Source organism: Erwinia tracheiphila (genome assembly GCF_021365465.1).
Lineage (GTDB): Bacteria > Pseudomonadota > Gammaproteobacteria > Enterobacterales > Enterobacteriaceae > Erwinia > Erwinia tracheiphila.
In genome coordinates this window covers 703,695-721,986 of sequence record NZ_CP089932.1, presented here as the reverse complement: position 1 = coordinate 721,986, position 18,292 = coordinate 703,695, and the positions used below count along the sequence as shown (strand labels likewise).

General features: G+C 48.7%; 13 protein-coding genes. 6 read left to right on the top strand and 7 right to left on the bottom strand.

All coding sequences use genetic code 11. From position 1 onward, the window contains the following. The first annotated feature begins 284 nt into the window (after positions 1 to 284). Positions 285 to 1,139 carry an RNase adapter RapZ gene (rapZ, locus tag LU633_RS03725; RefSeq protein WP_016190574.1) on the top strand — a complete coding sequence of 285 codons (855 nt, stop codon included), beginning with the start codon at positions 285 to 287 and terminating at the stop codon, positions 1,137 to 1,139. Continuing rightward, positions 1,136 to 1,408: a PTS phosphocarrier protein NPr gene (gene npr / locus LU633_RS03720; RefSeq protein WP_016190575.1), complete on the top strand. Its 273-nt coding sequence runs from the start codon at positions 1,136 to 1,138 to the stop codon at positions 1,406 to 1,408. The genes rapZ and npr overlap by 4 nt, the downstream gene beginning before the upstream one ends. A 43-nt stretch (positions 1,409 to 1,451) precedes the next feature. Here the strand turns inward: npr and mtgA are convergent, their stop codons facing one another. Both mtgA and arcB read right to left on the bottom strand, forming a co-directional pair. Next, on the bottom strand, positions 1,452 to 2,171 hold the full coding sequence (mtgA, locus tag LU633_RS03715; RefSeq protein ID WP_016190576.1) for a monofunctional biosynthetic peptidoglycan transglycosylase: 720 nt from the start codon (positions 2,169 to 2,171) through the stop codon (positions 1,452 to 1,454). 799 nt (positions 2,172 to 2,970) lie between these two features. Then, positions 2,971 to 5,376, bottom strand: coding sequence for an aerobic respiration two-component sensor histidine kinase ArcB (arcB, locus tag LU633_RS03710; protein ID WP_016190577.1), 2,406 nt, complete (start codon positions 5,374 to 5,376; stop codon positions 2,971 to 2,973). Positions 5,377 to 6,452: 1,076 nt separating this feature from the next. On the opposite strand from arcB, the gene gltB reads away from it, so the two are divergent. Both gltB and LU633_RS03700 read left to right on the top strand, forming a co-directional pair. Beyond that, a complete protein-coding gene (gltB, locus tag LU633_RS03705; protein ID WP_016190578.1) occupies positions 6,453 to 10,910 on the top strand; it encodes a glutamate synthase large subunit in 4,458 nt (1,485 codons plus the stop codon). Between the two features lie 9 nt (positions 10,911 to 10,919). Beyond that, the gene (locus tag LU633_RS03700) at positions 10,920 to 12,338 is read left to right on the top strand and encodes a glutamate synthase small subunit (protein WP_016190579.1); all 1,419 of its coding nucleotides are present in this window, start codon (positions 10,920 to 10,922) and stop codon (positions 12,336 to 12,338) included. Between the two features lie 220 nt (positions 12,339 to 12,558). Here the strand turns inward: LU633_RS03700 and sspB are convergent, their stop codons facing one another. From sspB to zapE, 5 genes are all read right to left on the bottom strand, one after another. Then, positions 12,559 to 13,053, bottom strand: coding sequence for a ClpXP protease specificity-enhancing factor (gene sspB, locus LU633_RS03695; RefSeq protein WP_016190580.1), 495 nt, complete (start codon positions 13,051 to 13,053; stop codon positions 12,559 to 12,561). A 6-nt stretch (positions 13,054 to 13,059) separates the two neighbouring features. Then, on the bottom strand, positions 13,060 to 13,701 hold the full coding sequence (gene sspA / locus LU633_RS03690) for a stringent starvation protein SspA (RefSeq protein WP_016190581.1): 642 nt from the start codon (positions 13,699 to 13,701) through the stop codon (positions 13,060 to 13,062). A 308-nt stretch (positions 13,702 to 14,009) separates the two neighbouring features. After that, the gene (gene rpsI / locus LU633_RS03685) at positions 14,010 to 14,402 is read right to left on the bottom strand and encodes a 30S ribosomal protein S9 (protein WP_016190582.1); all 393 of its coding nucleotides are present in this window, start codon (positions 14,400 to 14,402) and stop codon (positions 14,010 to 14,012) included. A gap of 15 nt (positions 14,403 to 14,417) precedes the next feature. Then, entirely contained in the window at positions 14,418 to 14,846 is a 429-nt protein-coding gene (gene rplM, locus LU633_RS03680; protein ID WP_016190583.1) for a 50S ribosomal protein L13, read from the bottom strand. Positions 14,847 to 15,088: 242 nt separating this feature from the next. After that, a complete protein-coding gene (zapE, locus tag LU633_RS03675) occupies positions 15,089 to 16,216 on the bottom strand; it encodes a cell division protein ZapE (protein ID WP_016190584.1) in 1,128 nt (375 codons plus the stop codon). A 186-nt stretch (positions 16,217 to 16,402) separates the two neighbouring features. Between zapE and zapG the strand changes: the two genes are divergently transcribed. Both zapG and degQ read left to right on the top strand, forming a co-directional pair. Next, on the top strand, positions 16,403 to 16,807 hold the full coding sequence (gene zapG / locus LU633_RS03670; RefSeq protein WP_016190585.1) for a Z-ring associated protein ZapG: 405 nt from the start codon (positions 16,403 to 16,405) through the stop codon (positions 16,805 to 16,807). Between the two features lie 114 nt (positions 16,808 to 16,921). Further along, entirely contained in the window at positions 16,922 to 18,289 is a 1,368-nt protein-coding gene (gene degQ / locus LU633_RS03665; RefSeq protein ID WP_016190586.1) for a serine endoprotease DegQ, read from the top strand. Positions 18,290 to 18,292: the final 3 nt, after the last annotated feature.

Genomic DNA, 18,292 nt, shown 5'->3' with positions numbered 1-18,292 from the left:
CTTGAATAGGTTCTCGCTGAATGGTTGTCCACTGTTCAGATCATCAGGTACAACCCCTGCATAGCCCTTAGCCGTTGCAGCCTTTCCAGGCGGAAGAGAAGCAATATGCTCAGAAAAAGCAGCGAGAAATGGCCTGAGCATGATAAAAATGGGGGCAATCAGGTTATTTTTAAACGATTGTTAAGTTAAGCGACACACCCCGGTGTCATCTGGCAGCTAAAAACGCTAAGTTGTAATGACTCACCAGGGAAGCAATGTATAGTCGCTAATCAGGAGAACAAGTCATGGTGCTGATGATCGTCAGTGGTCGATCCGGTTCTGGCAAGTCCGTGGCGTTACGGGCACTGGAAGATATGGGCTTCTATTGCGTTGATAACCTGCCCGTCGTGCTGCTGCCCGAACTGGCAAATTCGTTGGTCGAACGTAATATATCTGCGGCCGTTAGCATTGACGTACGTAATATGCCGGAATCACCTGAAATCTTCGAAAAAGCGCTGACCAATTTGCCCGAAAGTTTTTCTCCACAGTTACTTTTTCTGGATGCTGATCGCAATACGCTGATTCGCCGATACAGTGACACTCGTCGGTTACATCCTCTTTCCAGCAAAAACCTGTCTCTTGAAAGCGCTATTGATGAGGAAAACGATCTGCTCGAACCTCTGCGCTACAGAGCAGATTTGATTGTTGATACGTCGGAAATGTCAGTTCATGAACTGGCTGAAATGTTACGTAGCCGCCTGCTTGGCAAGCGCGAACGTGAATTAACAATGGTTTTCGAGTCATTTGGCTTTAAACACGGTATCCCGATTGATGCTGATTACGTTTTTGATGTTCGTTTTCTTCCAAACCCACACTGGGACCCTAAGCTACGTCCCATGACTGGTCTTGATCGGCCAGTGACTGCATTTCTGGATCGCCATACGGAAGTGCACAACTTTATCTATCAGACACGCAGTTATCTTGAGTTATGGTTACCCATGCTGGAAACCAATAATCGCAGTTATCTTACTGTTGCTATTGGCTGCACGGGAGGAAAACATCGTTCAGTATACGTTGCAGAACAACTCGCCGACTACTTTCGTACGCGGGGTAAAAACGTACAATCCCGCCACCGCACTCTGGAAAAGCGCAAATCATGACAGTCAGACAAACCGTTGAAATTAAAAATAAGCTAGGTATGCATGCGCGCCCTGCAATGAAACTTTTTGAACTGGTTCAAAACTTTGAGGCAGAGGTGTTATTACGTAATGAAAGCGGCACAGAGGCAGAAGCCAGCAGCGTTATTGCACTACTGATGTTGGACTCGGCTAAAGGTGGACATATCGAAATTGAAGCAACAGGCCTTGAAGAAGAAAAAGCGCTAACTGCCGTAATTGAATTGTTTAATGCCGGTTTCGACGAGGATTAACTTTTTTGTAACCAGGACAATGTCTCGTCCTGGCCATATCTAATTAAAGCAACTTATGGTCCCTCAGAAAGCTCTCGCCACCCAGCTGGTGCATCTGCCGCAGGATCCACTGCTGTCGTTGAAGAATATAGCGAGAAGGCGCATCTGCCCTGAAACGAACAGGATTTGGCAGCACAGCAGCCAGTAATGCGGCCTCTGACATCGTCATACGGCTGGCTGGTTTGTGAAAATAGCGCCGGGAGGCTGCCTCTACGCCGAATACGCCTTCACCAAACTCCGCTATATTCAGATAAACAGTTAAGATTCTTCTTTTGCTCCAGGCCGTCTCAATACCGACGGTCAAGCCGGCTTCAAAACCTTTACGAATCCAGCTACGTCCGTCCCATAGGAACATGTTTTTAGCCGTCTGTTGTGACAGCGTGGACGCCCCTCTCATCCTGCCATCATCGTTATCTAATGCTGTCTGGATAGCCTTTACATCAAATCCCCAATGTTCAGGGAATTTCTGATCTTCTGAGGCAATCACCGCCAGTGGCATCCAGGGGGCAATATTGTCCATTCCTACCCAATCCGAATGGACGACGTAATTAAAATCTCCGCTAAACCATGCTGCTAATTGACGCTCTACCATCACCGCGGAAAAAGGCACAGGGAAAACCGAAAACGCTACAATTCCGATAGCCCATAAACCTGTTATGCATCCCAGGATACTGACCAGGTTTTTTTTAACAGGCCATAACGCTGAGTTCTTTCGTTGCTTCATAAGCCCGGTATCCATAACATTTTTTATCAATTCCTACACAATCTAGCACAGGTGCAAATATTAAATTCAATCGTTCACTTCTCTGGATTATGCGTACTGAACTTCAGGATAAAGATTTCAAACTCCAATAAGAAATAAATGCCCCAACGGGTTCAATTCACTTCCTTCCTCCCGGAGTCGGTTCCATTTACTAAACAATATATAAGAAGGACAGCTGCAAGTTTTGAGTAAGCGGAAAAGGTAAAATTAAAACTTTCATAAATCTTATGAATAAAATCTTTATACTGATGGAAAATTGATTGTCACTGCGTAAACATGCTCCAGCATGCAATTTAAAAACGCTGTAGGGGACGTATTAAGGCCAAACCATAATATCAACTAAAACTATCAAAAATACACTAACGATTGGTAAAAACTTTATTTTTGATTTTTTCTATTTTTACGAAAAGTGATTTTTCATCCGAGACAGTCATCTCATAAAAAACATGTTTTACAGGCAGTTAAATATTTTTTCCTGCCAATGAATTTTATTCAGCATCGCTGCTAGCGATCACTCAATATCTTGCAGGTGCTTAACGGTTATAAGACACACAGAAAACCTAAAATCAGGGCATTTTTTGATCAAAAATGCATATAAATTAATTCCGGACTTGACTATGTCATCAAATTAATGTTTTCTGTTCGTAAACGCTGCTCAACATCACACATTTTAATGAATCTGGTAACATGTTATGTGAGATTTGTTATGGTAGTAACTTAGCGTTCTAACCAATACCTTCTCTGTGCGTTTAAACATTTATCAGAACAGCGCAGATGGCCTTTTTCCCTGGTGTTGGCGCAGTATTCGCGCACCCCGGCTTTGGTCGGGGTCATTTTTTTGTATCGCCGTAACCCATTGACGTAGTATTTCAACATCGTTTCGCCACTCATGCTTAACTTCGTCGATCCATTCCTGCACGTTATCCCACCATGCAGGCAAATCCGGACTTTGGATTTGTTTCGCTAATTGCTGTAAATGCACCAGACCAACGGAGCCAGCAGCGCCTTTAATCTTATGTCCTTCTTCAACAATACCTTTCAGATCGCGGGCCATCATGTTTGAATCCAGCACCGCCAAATAGCCGGGCATCATTTGCTCAAATATATCCAGGCTCTGATGAATCAGTTCTGGTCCAGCCAACTCGATATACCCCTCCAGCATGCCAGTATCCAGAAGAGCCGATTTTTTCTCATCCACAGGCTTCTCCTGTGCACGATCGTCATGTTGCTGATGGCCCCAATACTTCTTGATGGTCGCAGTCAGTGCAGGTACAGCAAGTGGCTTGCTCAACACATCATCCATACCTGCATTGAGATACTCATTTTTGTCTTTGAGCACATTTGCTGTCAGGGCGATAAGCGGAGGCATGTGTCTGCCGGTATAACGTTGATGAATTTCGCGCGCCACATCCAGCCCGGTCATGTCCGGCAATTGAATATCCAGCAGTACAAGATCAAATTCGTCAGGATCAAACATGGCCAGCGCGTCCTCGCCGGTCATCGCCACCTCAACGCTGTTGCCAAGTTTTTCCAGCACGGAGCGGGCTACCACCACATTTAACTCGATATCTTCCACCAGCAGGACATGGAGTGCCGGTAATGGAAAATCATCTATGGTTTGCTGTTCATCTTTTGATTGTGCCATCCCCGGAGCCATGACAGTCAACGTAAAGCAAGATCCTTTTCCGGCACTGCTTCTGACCGTAATATCCCCTCCCATTGCCTGCGCCAGCCGACGCGAGACGGCCAGACCAATTCCCGTTCCCGTTGCTGGCTTACCGCCGTGCTGATCTTTCACCTGATAATACATAGCAAAAATCTTGTCCTGCTCGTCCTGAGGAATACCTCTGCCGGAGTCCTCCACCTCAAATTGCAGACAATCTGCGGTCTGATAGCTGACCCGCACCACAATGCCGCCCTGGTGTGTGAACTTCACCGCATTTCCAATAAGATTCCACAGAATCTGTCGCAACCGGGTGCCATCGGCAACGATGCTATGCGGCATCGGTAATGCCGGTTGCAACGTAAAGGTTAATCCCTTCGGCTGCACCAACAGACCAGACAGGTTTTCGAGATCGGCCAGAAAACCGGTAAAATCTATGGGTTGATTGTCCAGCTGCACTTTACGCCGCTCAATCTTGTCCATTTCAATAACATCATTAAAGATATTGCCCAACGTAATAGCTGACACATGAATAGTTTTTAGATACTTCAACTGTTCATCATTCAGTTCTGTATCAAGCAGAATACGACTCAGGCCAACAATCCCGTTAAGTGGCGTACGAAGCTCATGGCTAATTGTTGAGATAAAGGTGGTTTTCTCCCTGCTGGCCTTCTCCAGCGCGTCCTGATAGCGCTTACGCTCTGTAATGTCGCGTCCAAAACCCATCAGCCCACTACGTTTGCCTACGCGGTCGTAGTAAGGCACTTTGCGGATTTCAAAACAGGCTTTCCTGCCATCGGGATACTGTAGCCACTGCTCATAGGTTAATGAGACGTTATGGCGAAAGACTTTTTCATCCGTTTCGAGCACTTTATCAGCATCCTCGGCGTCATAGACATCACGGGGTGTCAGACCAATTAATTGTTTCTCACTTTTGCCAGTCAGTAATTCCATCGCCCTGTTACAGCCAGAGAATTGCTGATCGATGTTGCGATAAAAAACAAGATCGGGAGAAGCATCCAGAAAAGAGCGCAAAAAAGTCGACTGCTGTTCAAGCTCAAGCTGCGCTTGCGCACCTCGTGCCATTTCTTCGGTCAGTTTATCCAGTACTTGCAATCGCGCCTTTTCCGCTTTGATGCGATCGGAGATTTCCTGATTAAGCTGAGTAATGTTTTCCTGCATCTGCTGATTCAACTCCAGATCGCGGTTGCGCATTTCCTCAAGTTTGTCAACTAAGCGGGAGAGGCGCTGTCGCGACTCTTCAAGTTGCTCGACAACGACAGAAAGAAAATAAACCGCCCAGGGCGTGATCAGCAGTCCAAAAAAAACCGAACGAACCATATCAATCGTTTCAACATGTCCGTGCAGCACCATTGTCACCGCCATCTGCACAATCATCGCTAATACCACCAGCGCAGAAGCCAACAACAAAGAAAAGCGAACCAGCCCCAGTTTCACCATCAAATCAACGTAATATTGGGCCAGTAAACGAATTTGTTTCATAAAAGTTCCCTCCGGGACGATATTTCAATCATACCGTAAAAGCGAAAAAGACCAACGCGGCCAGCCATTACCTTACCTCGCACTGAATAAGTGCACAGGCAGAGCCTGATGGCTGGGTGAACACTGAATAAATTGATCCCTGGATGGCTTTTGACAGGGATAGAATGAAAACTCAGCTGATCTATTCTATAGCGGCGCAATTCGCCTGAATTTCAACAATGGAGCATTCTTTTGCAAAGTGCGAACGGCAGGAAAAGGCAAACAGCTTGTCAGAGGCAAATGCAGCATTAAACCCTGCCTGACAGCAGAGTCAGGCGAATTATCATTAAATTTGAAAGCCTGTTTTCTTACTCTGCTGCGAGCAGGCAATAATTATCACTTATTTTCGTGACTGCATAATACAAGTAACTACTTAAAATATTAAAAATCGCCTCCAACTGCGGACTCTCTTAATCTTTAGCATCCTGGCATCCATTATTTTTGAAACTTAATTGAATAATAATTCATAATAAGAGAGAAATTAGTCATTAAAGTGGTAATTAATTTTACTAATAATGCCTGCAGGTTTGATTCAAATGAATCAGCAAGCCAAAAACAGTCATTTTCAATAAAAAGGAAATTAAATACAGAATTTTATGCCAATAATAATACCAGCACCAGCATGGTGCAGAGATTTGTCGCCTGCACTACAGTGAGACAGCTCACACTTTGATAGTTAATGACATCATCATGGCATTAAGGAAAAAGCAATAAAAACCTTAATAATCATTATATTGCATTGAAAAAAGCCCACAAAGTCCACAGCAAGCCCGCAATTTGACCTGAGTGCGCTTTCCCGATAAGTTGGAAATCCGCTGGAAGCTTTCTGGACGGGTATTCTGCCCGTCATACTTATGCAGTTATTGAGACACCCTCTGTAGCAAGTCCATAACACTTGTGACACCGATGCTTAAGGCAAGACATAGAGGGGCGACACAAGAGGTGAGTACCAAGCTCAAAACCTGTCGCCACGCCCTTACTGCGTCTGCCCTTCTTCGGCGCAGGGAGTCTCCCAGAGCCTGGGGAGGTTCATTGAGATGTTGTACGATAAATCCCTTGAAAAGGACAACTGTGGTTTCGGCCTGATCGCCCATATAGAAGGCGAACCTAGCCACAAGGTGGTGCGTACTGCCATTCACGCACTGGCCCGAATGCAGCATCGTGGGGCGATCCTCGCTGACGGCAAGACTGGCGACGGCTGCGGACTTTTGTTGCAAAAACCCGACCGTTTTTTCCACGTGGTCGCACAGGAGCGCAGTTGGCGCCTGGCCAAAAACTACGCGGTAGGCATGTTATTTCTGAATCGGGATGACGAACTGGCGCGTGAAAGCCGTCGCATCATCGAAGAAGAAGTGTTGCGTGAAACCCTCTCCGTGGTTGGCTGGCGAGAAGTTCCAATTAATCAGGACGTGCTGGGCGAAATTGCCCTTTCCTCTATGCCACGCATAGAACAACTTTTTATCAATGCCCCAGCCGGCTGGCGTCCACGTGATATGGAACGCCGCCTGTACATGGCACGACGCCGTATTGAAAAACGCATTGATGATAAAGAATTTTACGTATGCAGTTTTTCAAATCAGGTCAATATTTACAAAGGTCTGTGTATGCCGGCCGATCTTCCACGTTTTTACCTTGATCTCGCCGATCTCCGACTGGAATCAGCAATTTGCCTGTTTCATCAGCGTTTTTCGACCAATACAGTGCCTCGCTGGCCACTGGCACAACCTTTCCGTTATATGGCACACAACGGTGAAATCAATACCATTGCAGGTAATCGCCAGTGGGCCAGAGCCCGAGCCTATAAATTCCGCACGCCACTGATCCCCGATTTGCAGGATGCCGCACCCTTTGTTAATGAAACCGGCTCTGACTCCAGTTCAATGGATAACATGCTGGAGCTGTTCCTCAGTGGTGGAATGGATCTGATACGGGCCATGCGCCTTCTGGTGCCACCGGCCTGGCAAAACAATCCTGATATGGACCCGGAACTGCGCGATTTCTTTGACTTCAACTCAATGCATATGGAGCCATGGGACGGCCCTGCCGGTATTGTGATGTCAGACGGGCGCTATGCTGCCTGTAACCTTGACCGTAACGGTTTACGTCCCGCTCGCTATGTCATTACCAAAGACAAGCTGATTACCTGCGCATCTGAAGTCGGTATATGGAACTATCAGCCAGATGAAGTGGTGGAAAAAGGCCGCGTTGGACCTGGCGAACTGATGGTTATCGATACCCGCGCAGGCCGCATTCTACAATCTGCCGAAACGGATAACGATCTCAAAAGCCGTCATCCTTATAAAGAGTGGATGGAGAAAAACGTCCGTCGTCTGGTGCCTTTCGAAAATTTACCCGACGATCAAATGGGCAGCCGTGAAATGGATGATAACTTGCTTTCAACCTTTCACAAGCAGTTCGGTTACAGCAGCGAAGAACTGGATTCTATCATTCGGGTGCTGGGTGAAAATGGTCAGGAAGCCGTTGGCTCAATGGGCGATGACACGCCTTTTGCCGTACTTTCAAGCCGCCCAAGAGTGATTTACGACTATTTCCGGCAGCAATTTGCGCAGGTTACTAACCCGCCTATCGATCCGTTACGTGAAGCGCACGTCATGTCGCTGGCCACCAGTATCGGCCGCGAAATGAACGTTTTCTGTGAAGCAGAAGGCCAGGCACACCGCCTGAGCTTTAAATCCCCCATCCTGCTTTATTCAGACTTCAGGCAGCTGACAACCCAGGAAGAAGAGTTTTACCGCGCTTATACGCTGGATTGTACCTTTGATCCTGCTGAATCATCGCTCAAAGAGACCATTCTGACACTGTGCGATCGGGCTGAACAACTGGTACACAGCGGCACGGTCTTGTTGGTGCTTTCTGATCGCGCAATAAGCCCCTCACGTTTGCCCGTCCCCGCTCCCATGGTCGTGGGAGCCATACAGACCCGCCTGGTAGATAAAAGCCTGCGCTGTGATGCCAACATCATTGTTGAAACTGCAAGCGCCCGCGATCCGCATCATTTTGCCGTGCTGCTGGGCTTTGGCGCGACAGCGATCTATCCGTATCTTGCCTATGAGTCGCTGGCAAAAATGGCGGAAAGTGGCGTAATTAATAAAGATAATCGCAGTCTGATGCTGAACTATCGTAACGGCATTAATAAAGGACTGTATAAGATTATGTCGAAGATGGGGATTTCCACCATCGCATCATATCGCTGTTCCAAACTCTTTGAAGCCGTGGGACTGCACCGGGACGTGTCAGATCTTTGCTTCCAGGGGGTGGTTAGTCGCATTAGTGGTGCAAATTACGCTGATTTTCAGCAGGATTTGGTCAATTTATCGCGGCGCGCCTGGTTACAGAGGAAACCCCTTGAACAGGGTGGCCTGCTGAAATACGTGCACGGCGGGGAATACCACGCCTATAACCCGGACGTAGTCGGCACGCTACAAAAAGCGGTTAACAGTGGTGATTACAGCGACTATCAGCAGTACGCGAAGCTGGTTAACGAACGCCCGGTGGCGGCGCTACGCGATCTGCTTGTTGTTACCCCATCTGGTAGTGCTATCAGCCTCGACGACGTTGAACCATCCAGTGAGTTGTACAAACGGTTCGATACTGCCGCGATGTCAATTGGTGCACTCAGCCCGGAAGCCCATGAGTCACTGGCTGAAGCAATGAACGGCCTGGGCGGTTTCTCCAACTCAGGAGAAGGTGGTGAAGACCCCGCACGATACGGCACCAACAAAGTATCACGCATTAAGCAGGTCGCTTCTGGACGTTTTGGCGTAACACCCGCTTATCTGGTTAATGCAGACGTTATCCAAATCAAAGTTGCTCAGGGTGCAAAACCTGGCGAAGGTGGTCAGCTGCCGGGTGATAAAGTCACACCGTATATCGCAAAACTGCGCTATTCCGTTCCCGGCGTGACGCTAATTTCGCCACCGCCACACCACGATATTTACTCAATTGAGGATCTCGCGCAGCTTATTTTCGATCTGAAACAGGTTAATCCAAAAGCGATGATCTCAGTGAAGCTGGTTTCCGAACCTGGCGTTGGTACTATTGCCACAGGCGTAGCCAAGGCTTATGCCGACCTGATAACCATCGCGGGTTATGACGGCGGTACCGGCGCAAGCCCGCTCAGTTCAGTTAAGTATGCGGGTTGCCCTTGGGAACTGGGCCTGGTAGAAACACAGCAGGCGCTGGTAGCCAACGGCCTGCGCCACAAGATTCGCCTCCAGGTAGATGGCGGCCTCAAGACTGGCCAGGATATTATTAAGGCCGCGATTTTGGGTGCTGAAAGCTTCGGTTTCGGTACGGGTCCAATGGTTGCGCTGGGTTGCAAATATCTTCGTATCTGCCATCTCAATAACTGTGCAACCGGCGTTGCAACCCAGGACGAGAAACTGCGTAAGAACCATTATCACGGTCTGCCTTACCGCGTGACGAACTACTTTGAGTTTATCGCCCGTGAAACACGCGAAATTATGGCTGAGTTAGGCGTGAAACGGCTGGTCGATCTGATCGGGCGTACCGATTTATTAAGCAAGTTGGATGGGTTCACAGCCAGACAACAGAGCCTCGACCTCTCTGCGCTGCTAAAAACAGCAGAGCCAATAGCAGGCAAGGCCGTCCACTGTACCGAGAACAATCCACCCTTTGACAATGCCGTACTCAATAAAGCGCTGCTGAACCAGGCGATGCCTTTTGTTGAAGCAAAACAAAGTAAGACGTTTTACTTTGATATCCGCAACACTGACCGCTCCGTGGGTGCAACGTTGTCAGGAGCAATTGCATTACTGCACGGCGATCAGGGTCTGGCTTCCGATCCGATAAAAGCTCACTTCAACGGTACCGCTGGCCAGAGTTTTGGCGTATGGAACGCGGGCGGCGTCGAGCTTACGCTGACAGGTGATGCCAATGACTACGTAGGCAAAGGTATGGCTGGCGGAATACTGGCAGTTCGCCCGCCGGTTGGCTCGGCATTCCGCAGCCATGAAGCTACAATTATCGGCAACACCTGCTTGTACGGCGCAACCGGCGGCAAGCTGTTCGCCGCTGGCCGTGCTGGCGAACGCTTCGCCGTGCGTAACTCCGGCGTTATCACCGTCGTGGAGGGCATCGGTGATAACGGCTGTGAATATATGACTGGTGGTATTGTCTGCGTGTTGGGGCGTACTGGTGTCAATTTTGGCGCAGGTATGACAGGCGGCTTTGCTTACGTGCTGGATGAAGACGGTGAGTTCCGCAAACGCGTTAATGCGGAGCTGGTTGAGGTATTAAATGTTGATGGCCTGGCGATTCACGAAGAGCATCTTCGTGGCCTGGTCACCGAACACATTCAACACACGGACTCATCATGTGGCAAGGAGATTTTGGCGAACTGGCCCGCCTGGGCGCCTAAATTCTCACTGGTAAAACCGAAGTCCAGTGATGTTAAGGCATTATTGGGTCACCGTAGTCATTCCGCAGCGGAGCTGCAGGTGCAGGCGCAGTAAGAGGTCACGATGAGTCAAAACGTTTATCAATTTATCGACCTACAACGCGTCGATCCGCCGAAGAAACCACTCAAGATTCGCAAAATTGAGTTTGTGGAAATCTATGAGTCGTTTTCTGAAAGCCAGGCGCAGGCGCAGGCTGACCGCTGTCTGTCCTGTGGTAACCCCTATTGTGAATGGAAATGCCCGGTACATAACTATATTCCGGACTGGCTGAAGCTGGCTAACGAAGGCCGAATCATTGAGGCGGCCGAACTGTCGCATCAAACGAACAGTTTGCCTGAAGTCTGTGGTCGCGTTTGCCCACAGGATCGTCTGTGTGAAGGCTCCTGTACGCTTAACGCTGAATTTGGCGCCGTCACTATTGGTAATATCGAGCGTTACATTAATGATAAAGCGCTGGAAATGGGCTGGAAACCCAACCTTGATGGCGTTAAACCAACCGGTAAACGTGTGGCGATTATTGGTGCCGGGCCTGCCGGGCTGGCGTGTGCTGATGTCCTCACGCGCAACGGTGTTAAAGCCGTTGTGTATGATCGCCATCCTGAAATTGGTGGCCTGCTGACCTTTGGCATTCCTGCGTTTAAACTCGAAAAAGAGGTCATGACTAAACGTCGTGAAATTTTCTCCGGGATGGGCATCGAATTCAATTTAAATACTGAAGTCGGTAAGGATATTCAAATGAACGACCTGCTGGTTGATTTCGATGCCGTATTTCTTGGCGTTGGAACCTATCAATCAATGGCCGGTGGACTGGAAAACGAGGACGCAGATGGCGTCTATGATGCACTGCCCTTTCTGATAGCCAATACCAAACATACAATGGGTTTTTCGCATTCAACTGACGAACCCTACATTTCGATGAATGCGAAACGCGTAGTAGTATTAGGTGGTGGTGACACAGCGATGGACTGTGTGCGCACGTCCATCAGGCAGGGAGCAACGCACGTTACCTGTGCTTACCGCCGCGACGAAGAGAATATGCCCGGCTCACGACGAGAAGTGAAGAACGCGCGTGAAGAAGGTGTAGATTTCCAATTCAACGTCCAACCCCTGGGGATTGAAATCAATGGCAATGGTCGGGTATCTGGCGTGAAAATGGCCCGGACAGAAATGGGACAGCCTGATGCAAATGGCCGTCGTCGTGCTGAAATCATTGCTGGTTCTGAGCATGTTGTGCCAGCCGATGCGGTGGTTATGGCATTTGGCTTCCGCCCACATGCCATGCCGTGGCTGGAGCAACACAGTGTAGCGCTGGATACTCAGGGCCGAATACTTGCGCCTGAAGGCAGTGACAATGCTTTCCAGACCAGCAACCCTAAAATTTTTGCAGGTGGCGATGCCGTTCGCGGCTCTGATTTGGTCGTTACCGCCATTGCCGAAGGGCGTAAAGCTGCAGAAGGGATGATGGACTGGCTCGAAGTGTAGTGCATATCGCTTGTAAAAAGCTGTCTTTACCAAAGGCAGCTTTTATCACGCGAAAACCTTTGCTTGTGCTGTGATTTCGATCCAGAAAAACAGACAGCGTTAAAACCTGTTAATGACCATGTCCACTGCATGTGGTTTTAATTTGGCACTAAAAAAGGCTCCAGGATGCGGAGCCTTTTATTTTTCATCCTGCTTTCACGAACTGATTATAAGCCCGTGATCACTTCACAACACGTAATGCCGGGCGTCCACCGCGCGGTGGAGGCTCGTCATCCGGCCCCCGCTGCCCGGATTTACTATCATCAGGACGATCGCCATCAATGACAGACATCACCGACTCTGGCGAATCGTTATGCTGGGATAGTGGCCCATTTTCATCAGCTTCATACACGGGTTCCGGCTCGAACATAGTACCAGCACCGTTTTCTCTGGCATAGATAGCCATAACAGCGGCCAGAGGCACACTCACCTGGCGAGGAACGCCACCAAAACGAGCGTTAAAAGTGACCTCATCATTGCCCAATTGCAGATCGCCAACCGCTCGTGGCGCGATATTAAGAACGATCTGACCATCCCGCGCGTATTCAAGCGGTACCATCACGCCAGGTAAATTAATGTCTACCACGAGATGAGGCGTTAACTGGTTATCCAGCAGCCAGTCATAGAGCGCGCGAAGCAGATAAGGGCGCCGAGCGGTAAGTTGGGATGTTTCCATGGTTAATCAGCCCCGTGTTTGCAGGCGCATTTCACGTTCTGCTTCCGTCAAGGACGCCAGGAATGAATCACGTTCAAAAACACGTGTCATATAGCCCTTTAGCTCTTTCGAGCCAGCCCCTGTTAACTCGATACCTAACTGCGGCAAACGCCATAGCAAAGGTGCAAGATAACAGTCGACCAGACTGAACTCTTCACTCATGAAAAACGGAGTACGTGAGAACAAAAGTGCAATCGCCAGCAATTCTTCCCGCAACTGTTTACGAGCAGCGTCTGCTTCCTGCACCGTGCCATTTTCCACTTTACGCATCAGACTGTACCAGTCCTGCTCTACGCGATGCATCATCAGACGGCTTTCACCACGTGCGACAGGATAGACAGGCATGAGCGGAGGGTGGGGAAAACGCTCATCGAGGTATTCCATAATGATACGGGATTCGTAGAGCGTCAGTTCACGATCGACCAATGTCGGAACAGTGCGATACGGATTGAGGTCGATCAGATCCTGAGGCAGGTTATCCATTTCTACCTGCTCGATCTCTACGCTGACTCCCTTTTCCGCCAGAACGATACGCACCTGATGGCTAAAAATGTCAGTCGGACCAGAAAACAGCGTCATTACCGAACGTTTGTTGGCAGCGACAGCCATGAAAACCTCCAAGTTTATTCAGAAAATTACTACGCGAACCCGCTGTGCAATGAGGAGTTTGCTTAAAATGCTATCGAAAGAGATGAATTCATCCCCTTAAGAAATCTCACACCAATGCCCTGCAACGTGGGCGCAAAGTGGCAAATAGTCTACCAGATTTTAAACAACTTGTGAGGGCAGGAATAAGGATTTGAGGTGAAAATGCCACATGTAGTATGTCTTTACTATCACGACCGGAAGCAGAAAAGAAAAAACCCGGTGTTGATACACCGGGTTTTCTGATAATTGATACTGCCAGATAGAATAAATTAACGTTTGGAGAACTGTGGACGACGACGCGCTTTGCGCAGACCCACTTTCTTACGTTCAACCTGACGAGCATCACGAGTCACGAAGCCAGCTTTGCGCAGTTCACCACGCAGAGATTCGTCGTACTCCATCAATGCACGTGTGATGCCGTGGCGAATCGCACCAGCCTGACCAGAAATGCCGCCACCTTTAACGGTGACATACAGATCGAACTTACCAACCATATCCAGCAGTTCCAGTGGTTGACGAACTACCATGCGGGCAGTTTCACGGCCAAAGTACTGTTCCAGAGAACGCTGATTGATAACGATATTACCACTGCCCGGTTTGATAAATACGCGAGCGGTAGAGCTTTTGCGGCGACCAGTGCCGTAGTTTTGATTCTCAGCCATTGCCTGTAATCCCGATTAAATGTCAAGAACTTGCGGTTGCTGTGCCGCATGGTTGTGCTCGTTGCCCGCGTAAACTTTCAGTTTACGGTACATAGCACGACCCAGCGGGCCTTTTGGCAGCATGCCTTTAACCGCGATTTCAATCACACGCTCAGGACGGCGAGCAATCATCTCTTCGAAGGTCGCTTGCTTAATACCACCGATGTGGCCAGTGTGATGGTAATAGATCTTATCGTTACGCTTGTTACCTGTTACGGCAACTTTTTCTGCGTTCATAACGATGATGTAATCACCGGTATCAACATGCGGAGTATATTCCGCTTTATGCTTACCGCGCAGGCGACGAGCAAGTTCAGTCGCTAAACGACCTAATGTTTTGCCTGTCGCATCGACAACATACCAGTCACGCTGAACGGTTTCTGGTTTAGCTGTAAAAGTTTTCATCTAAAAGCTTACCCAAATATAAGTTACACGTTGGTGAATACCCAAACGCTTGAATAAACGGTTGAGGCTCACACGACCATTTTGACCAGCAAGCCACCCCTTCGGATAGCGTTACCGGAACACAAAGAGTTTTGGGAAAAAAACCTTTGTTGTAACGTGGGGTCGCAGGATTATAGAGAAGTTGCCTTCAAAGCGCGACCCCTTTTTTCATTAAAATGCGTCGGGGAACAGGGCTATCACGCCTAAGGCAGATGCGGCAACTTCAGGTATTCCTCACTTTGCATCTCTTGCAGGCGCGAAACGCAACGTTGATATTCAAACTTGAGCTTTGCCCCCTGGTAAATCTCAAACAGTGAGATCTCTGCAGAAATAACCAGCTTGACATGCCGTTCATAAAACTCATCCACCAGTGCCAGAAAACGACGCGCCTGGTCCTCCGATTTGTAAATCATCACCGGAACATCATAAAGCAGCACGCTGTGGAAACGCCGGGAAAGTTCGATGTAATCATGCTGGCTTCGCCCTTCCCCACAGAGAATGTTAAAATCCATCGCCACCACGCCATTTGCCACCCCCAGAGTAGGCAGCTGGCGGTGATTAATATCCAGCACCGGTTTATCAGCGCGAGCGCTGCCACTGAGCGCGATGAACATTCGCTCCATTTCCTGCGAGGTGGCCTGATTAAGCGGCATCATCCAGAGATGCGCGGACGTTAAGGTGCGCAGACGATAATCAATTCCGGCATCGACATTCATTACCTCGCAATGCTGTTTTATAAGCGCGATTGCCGGTAGAAATCGCGTGCGCTGCAAACCATTACGGTAGAGTTCATCGGGCGGGATATTTGAGGTCGCAACCAACGTAATCCCTCTGGCAAACAACGCTTCTATAAGCGTACCCAGCAGCATCGCATCGGTAATGTCTGACACAAAAAATTCATCAAAGCAAAGGAGGTCCGTTTCACTCTTGAAACGATTTGCCACAGTTTGTAAGGGATCGCTTTGGCCCTGTAACTCGGTTAATTCCTGATGGACCCGCAGCATAAAGCGGTGAAAATGTAACCGCTGCTTCCGTTTCCCAGGAATTGCCTGAAAAAACATATCCATTAGCCATGTTTTTCCACGACCAACCCCACCCCACATATAAAGGCCTGAAACAGGCTGCCGGACCTGCTCTTTGCCCTTGCTCATTAGCTTATTCAACTTGCCAAAAAACCCTTTACCTGTTGCGGGCGGAGCAGGCGAATGACTGATAAAACTCTGATAGATAGCATCCAGTCGAATGACCGCTTGTTGTTGAACATCATCAGGTTGATATTCACCATTTTCCAGCGCGTGACGATAACATGCCAGAGGAGACATCATTTGCATAATTTATTCACATTCCCTGAAATATTTGGAGTATCAGGTGGTTGATTGTCTAAAAAAAGCCGTTCCAGACTAAGCGATGCAGCCTCAGGATTCCACTTCCATCAAATTAGCGGTTATAGTGACTCATTGTGAACTGGCAATCGCCAGGTAATCCTACGGAACAACGAAGATAACACGGGAGTTATTATGACCTGGGAATACGCGCTCATCGGTTTAGCGGTTGGTTTGGTTATCGGCGCGGTAGCAATGCGTTTTGGTAACAGAAAACTGCGCGAACAGAGAAGCCTGCAGTATGAGCTGGAAAAAACAAAAGCCGAACTGGCTGATTATCGTGAAGAACTGACCAGTCATTTCGCTCAGAGTGCTGAATTACTGGATAATATGGCGCGCGATTACCGTCAGCTTTATCAGCATATGGCAAAAGGTTCGAATGATCTGTTACCTAATTTTCCGGGTGAAAAGAATCCTTTCGCCTGGCAGCTGACCGAATCCGAAGCGGATAACAATCAGGCACCGATACAGATGCCACGTGACTATCCCGATAGTGCATCCGGGCTGCTACGTGGTGAACGCCACTCACGTGAGAAATAAAACGTATTAACAGAACAATGGTTATTCTTTCTGCCTGCAGGTCAAGCATTGCCAGCAGGCATCAGCAGTCCTGGCGGTTTATTCCCCCTAACATGTAGCGAGAGCGTCGTGGCGATGAAGAAAAAATTCTTACTGTTGAGTGCACTAGCATTGAGTACAGGGCTAAGTATGGCCGCCACGCCGATGGCAATGGCGGCACTTCCTGCACAAATTCAGGGGCAACCGATGCCAAGCCTGGCGCCAATGCTGGAGAAGGTTCTGCCAGCAGTGGTTAGCGTGCATGTAGAAGGAACGCAAAGCCAGCCGCAAACGCAGGATATACCGGAGCCTCTTAAACGCTTTTTTGGTCAACAAGACCAGAACAACGAGGCAGCACAGCCGCAGCCCTTTGAAGGTCTCGCATCCGGCGTCATCATTAATGCCGACAAAGGTTATATCCTGACCAACAATCACGTTATCAACGGTGCAGAAAAAATCAGCGTCCAGTTGAGCGATGGGCGTGAGTTTGATGCCAAACTCATCGGCCACGATCAGCCAACCGATATCGCACTCCTTCAGGTTAGCGGTGCAAAAGGCCTGGCGCAGATAAAAATCGCTGATTCTGACCAGTTAAAAGTGGGCGACTTTGCGGTAGCCATTGGCAACCCCTTTGGTCTCGGGCAGACAGCCACCTCCGGCATTATATCTGCGCTTGGGCGCAGCGGTCTCAATCTTGAAGGGCTGGAAAACTTTATTCAAACGGATGCCGCAATCAATCGCGGCAACTCTGGTGGCGCATTGGTCAACCTGAATGGCGAACTTATTGGTATCAATACGGCCATTTTGGCCTCTTCTGGCGGCAACATTGGTATTGGTTTTGCCATTCCCGGCAACATGGCGATGAACCTTGCCCAACAATTAATTGATTTTGGCGAGGTCAGGCGCGGACAGTTGGGTATTAAAGGTACGGAAATGACCGCTGAAATGGCGAAGACCTTCAAGGTTGATGCACAACGCGGCGCTTTTGTCAATGAGGTCCTGCCTGGTTCTGCTGCGTTGAAAGCCGGAATCAAAGCAGGTGATATCATTACCCATCTTGACGACAAAGCCGTCGAAAGTTTTGCTGCACTTAGAGCAAAAATTGGGACCACTGCGCCGGGCAAAGAAGTCAAACTCGAACTTCTGCGAGACGGTAAACCAATGACGCTAATGGTTAGACTGGATATCAGTAGCCAAACTATAAGCAGCGCGGAAGAAATAGCGCCTGCATTTCAAGGTTCGACCTTAAGCAATGCCGCGGCCAGGGGCGTTAACGTCGATGACGTGAGCAAAGGAACCCCTGCAGAGCAATCTGGCCTGCAAAAAGGGGATGTTATTATTGGCCTTAATCGCTCACCTGTCGGAAATCTGACAGAATTGCGCAAGCTACTCGCAACTAAACCGCCCCTGCTCGCCCTGAACATTATTCGCGGCGATCAAACTATCTATCTGCTTTTGCGTTAAATC

Coding starts and splice junctions, on each gene's coding strand:
- rapZ (WP_016190574.1), top strand. CDS start 285: ATGGTGCTGATGATCGTCAGTGGTCGATCCGGTTCTGGCAAGTCCGTG.
- npr (WP_016190575.1), top strand. CDS start 1,136: ATGACAGTCAGACAAACCGTTGAAATTAAAAATAAGCTAGGTATGCAT.
- mtgA (WP_016190576.1), bottom strand. CDS start 2,171: ATGAAGCAACGAAAGAACTCAGCGTTATGGCCTGTTAAAAAAAACCTG.
- arcB (WP_016190577.1), bottom strand. CDS start 5,376: ATGAAACAAATTCGTTTACTGGCCCAATATTACGTTGATTTGATGGTG.
- gltB (WP_016190578.1), top strand. CDS start 6,453: ATGTTGTACGATAAATCCCTTGAAAAGGACAACTGTGGTTTCGGCCTG.
- LU633_RS03700 (WP_016190579.1), top strand. CDS start 10,920: ATGAGTCAAAACGTTTATCAATTTATCGACCTACAACGCGTCGATCCG.
- sspB (WP_016190580.1), bottom strand. CDS start 13,053: ATGGAAACATCCCAACTTACCGCTCGGCGCCCTTATCTGCTTCGCGCG.
- sspA (WP_016190581.1), bottom strand. CDS start 13,701: ATGGCTGTCGCTGCCAACAAACGTTCGGTAATGACGCTGTTTTCTGGT.
- rpsI (WP_016190582.1), bottom strand. CDS start 14,402: ATGGCTGAGAATCAAAACTACGGCACTGGTCGCCGCAAAAGCTCTACC.
- rplM (WP_016190583.1), bottom strand. CDS start 14,846: ATGAAAACTTTTACAGCTAAACCAGAAACCGTTCAGCGTGACTGGTAT.
- zapE (WP_016190584.1), bottom strand. CDS start 16,216: ATGCAAATGATGTCTCCTCTGGCATGTTATCGTCACGCGCTGGAAAAT.
- zapG (WP_016190585.1), top strand. CDS start 16,403: ATGACCTGGGAATACGCGCTCATCGGTTTAGCGGTTGGTTTGGTTATC.
- degQ (WP_016190586.1), top strand. CDS start 16,922: ATGAAGAAAAAATTCTTACTGTTGAGTGCACTAGCATTGAGTACAGGG.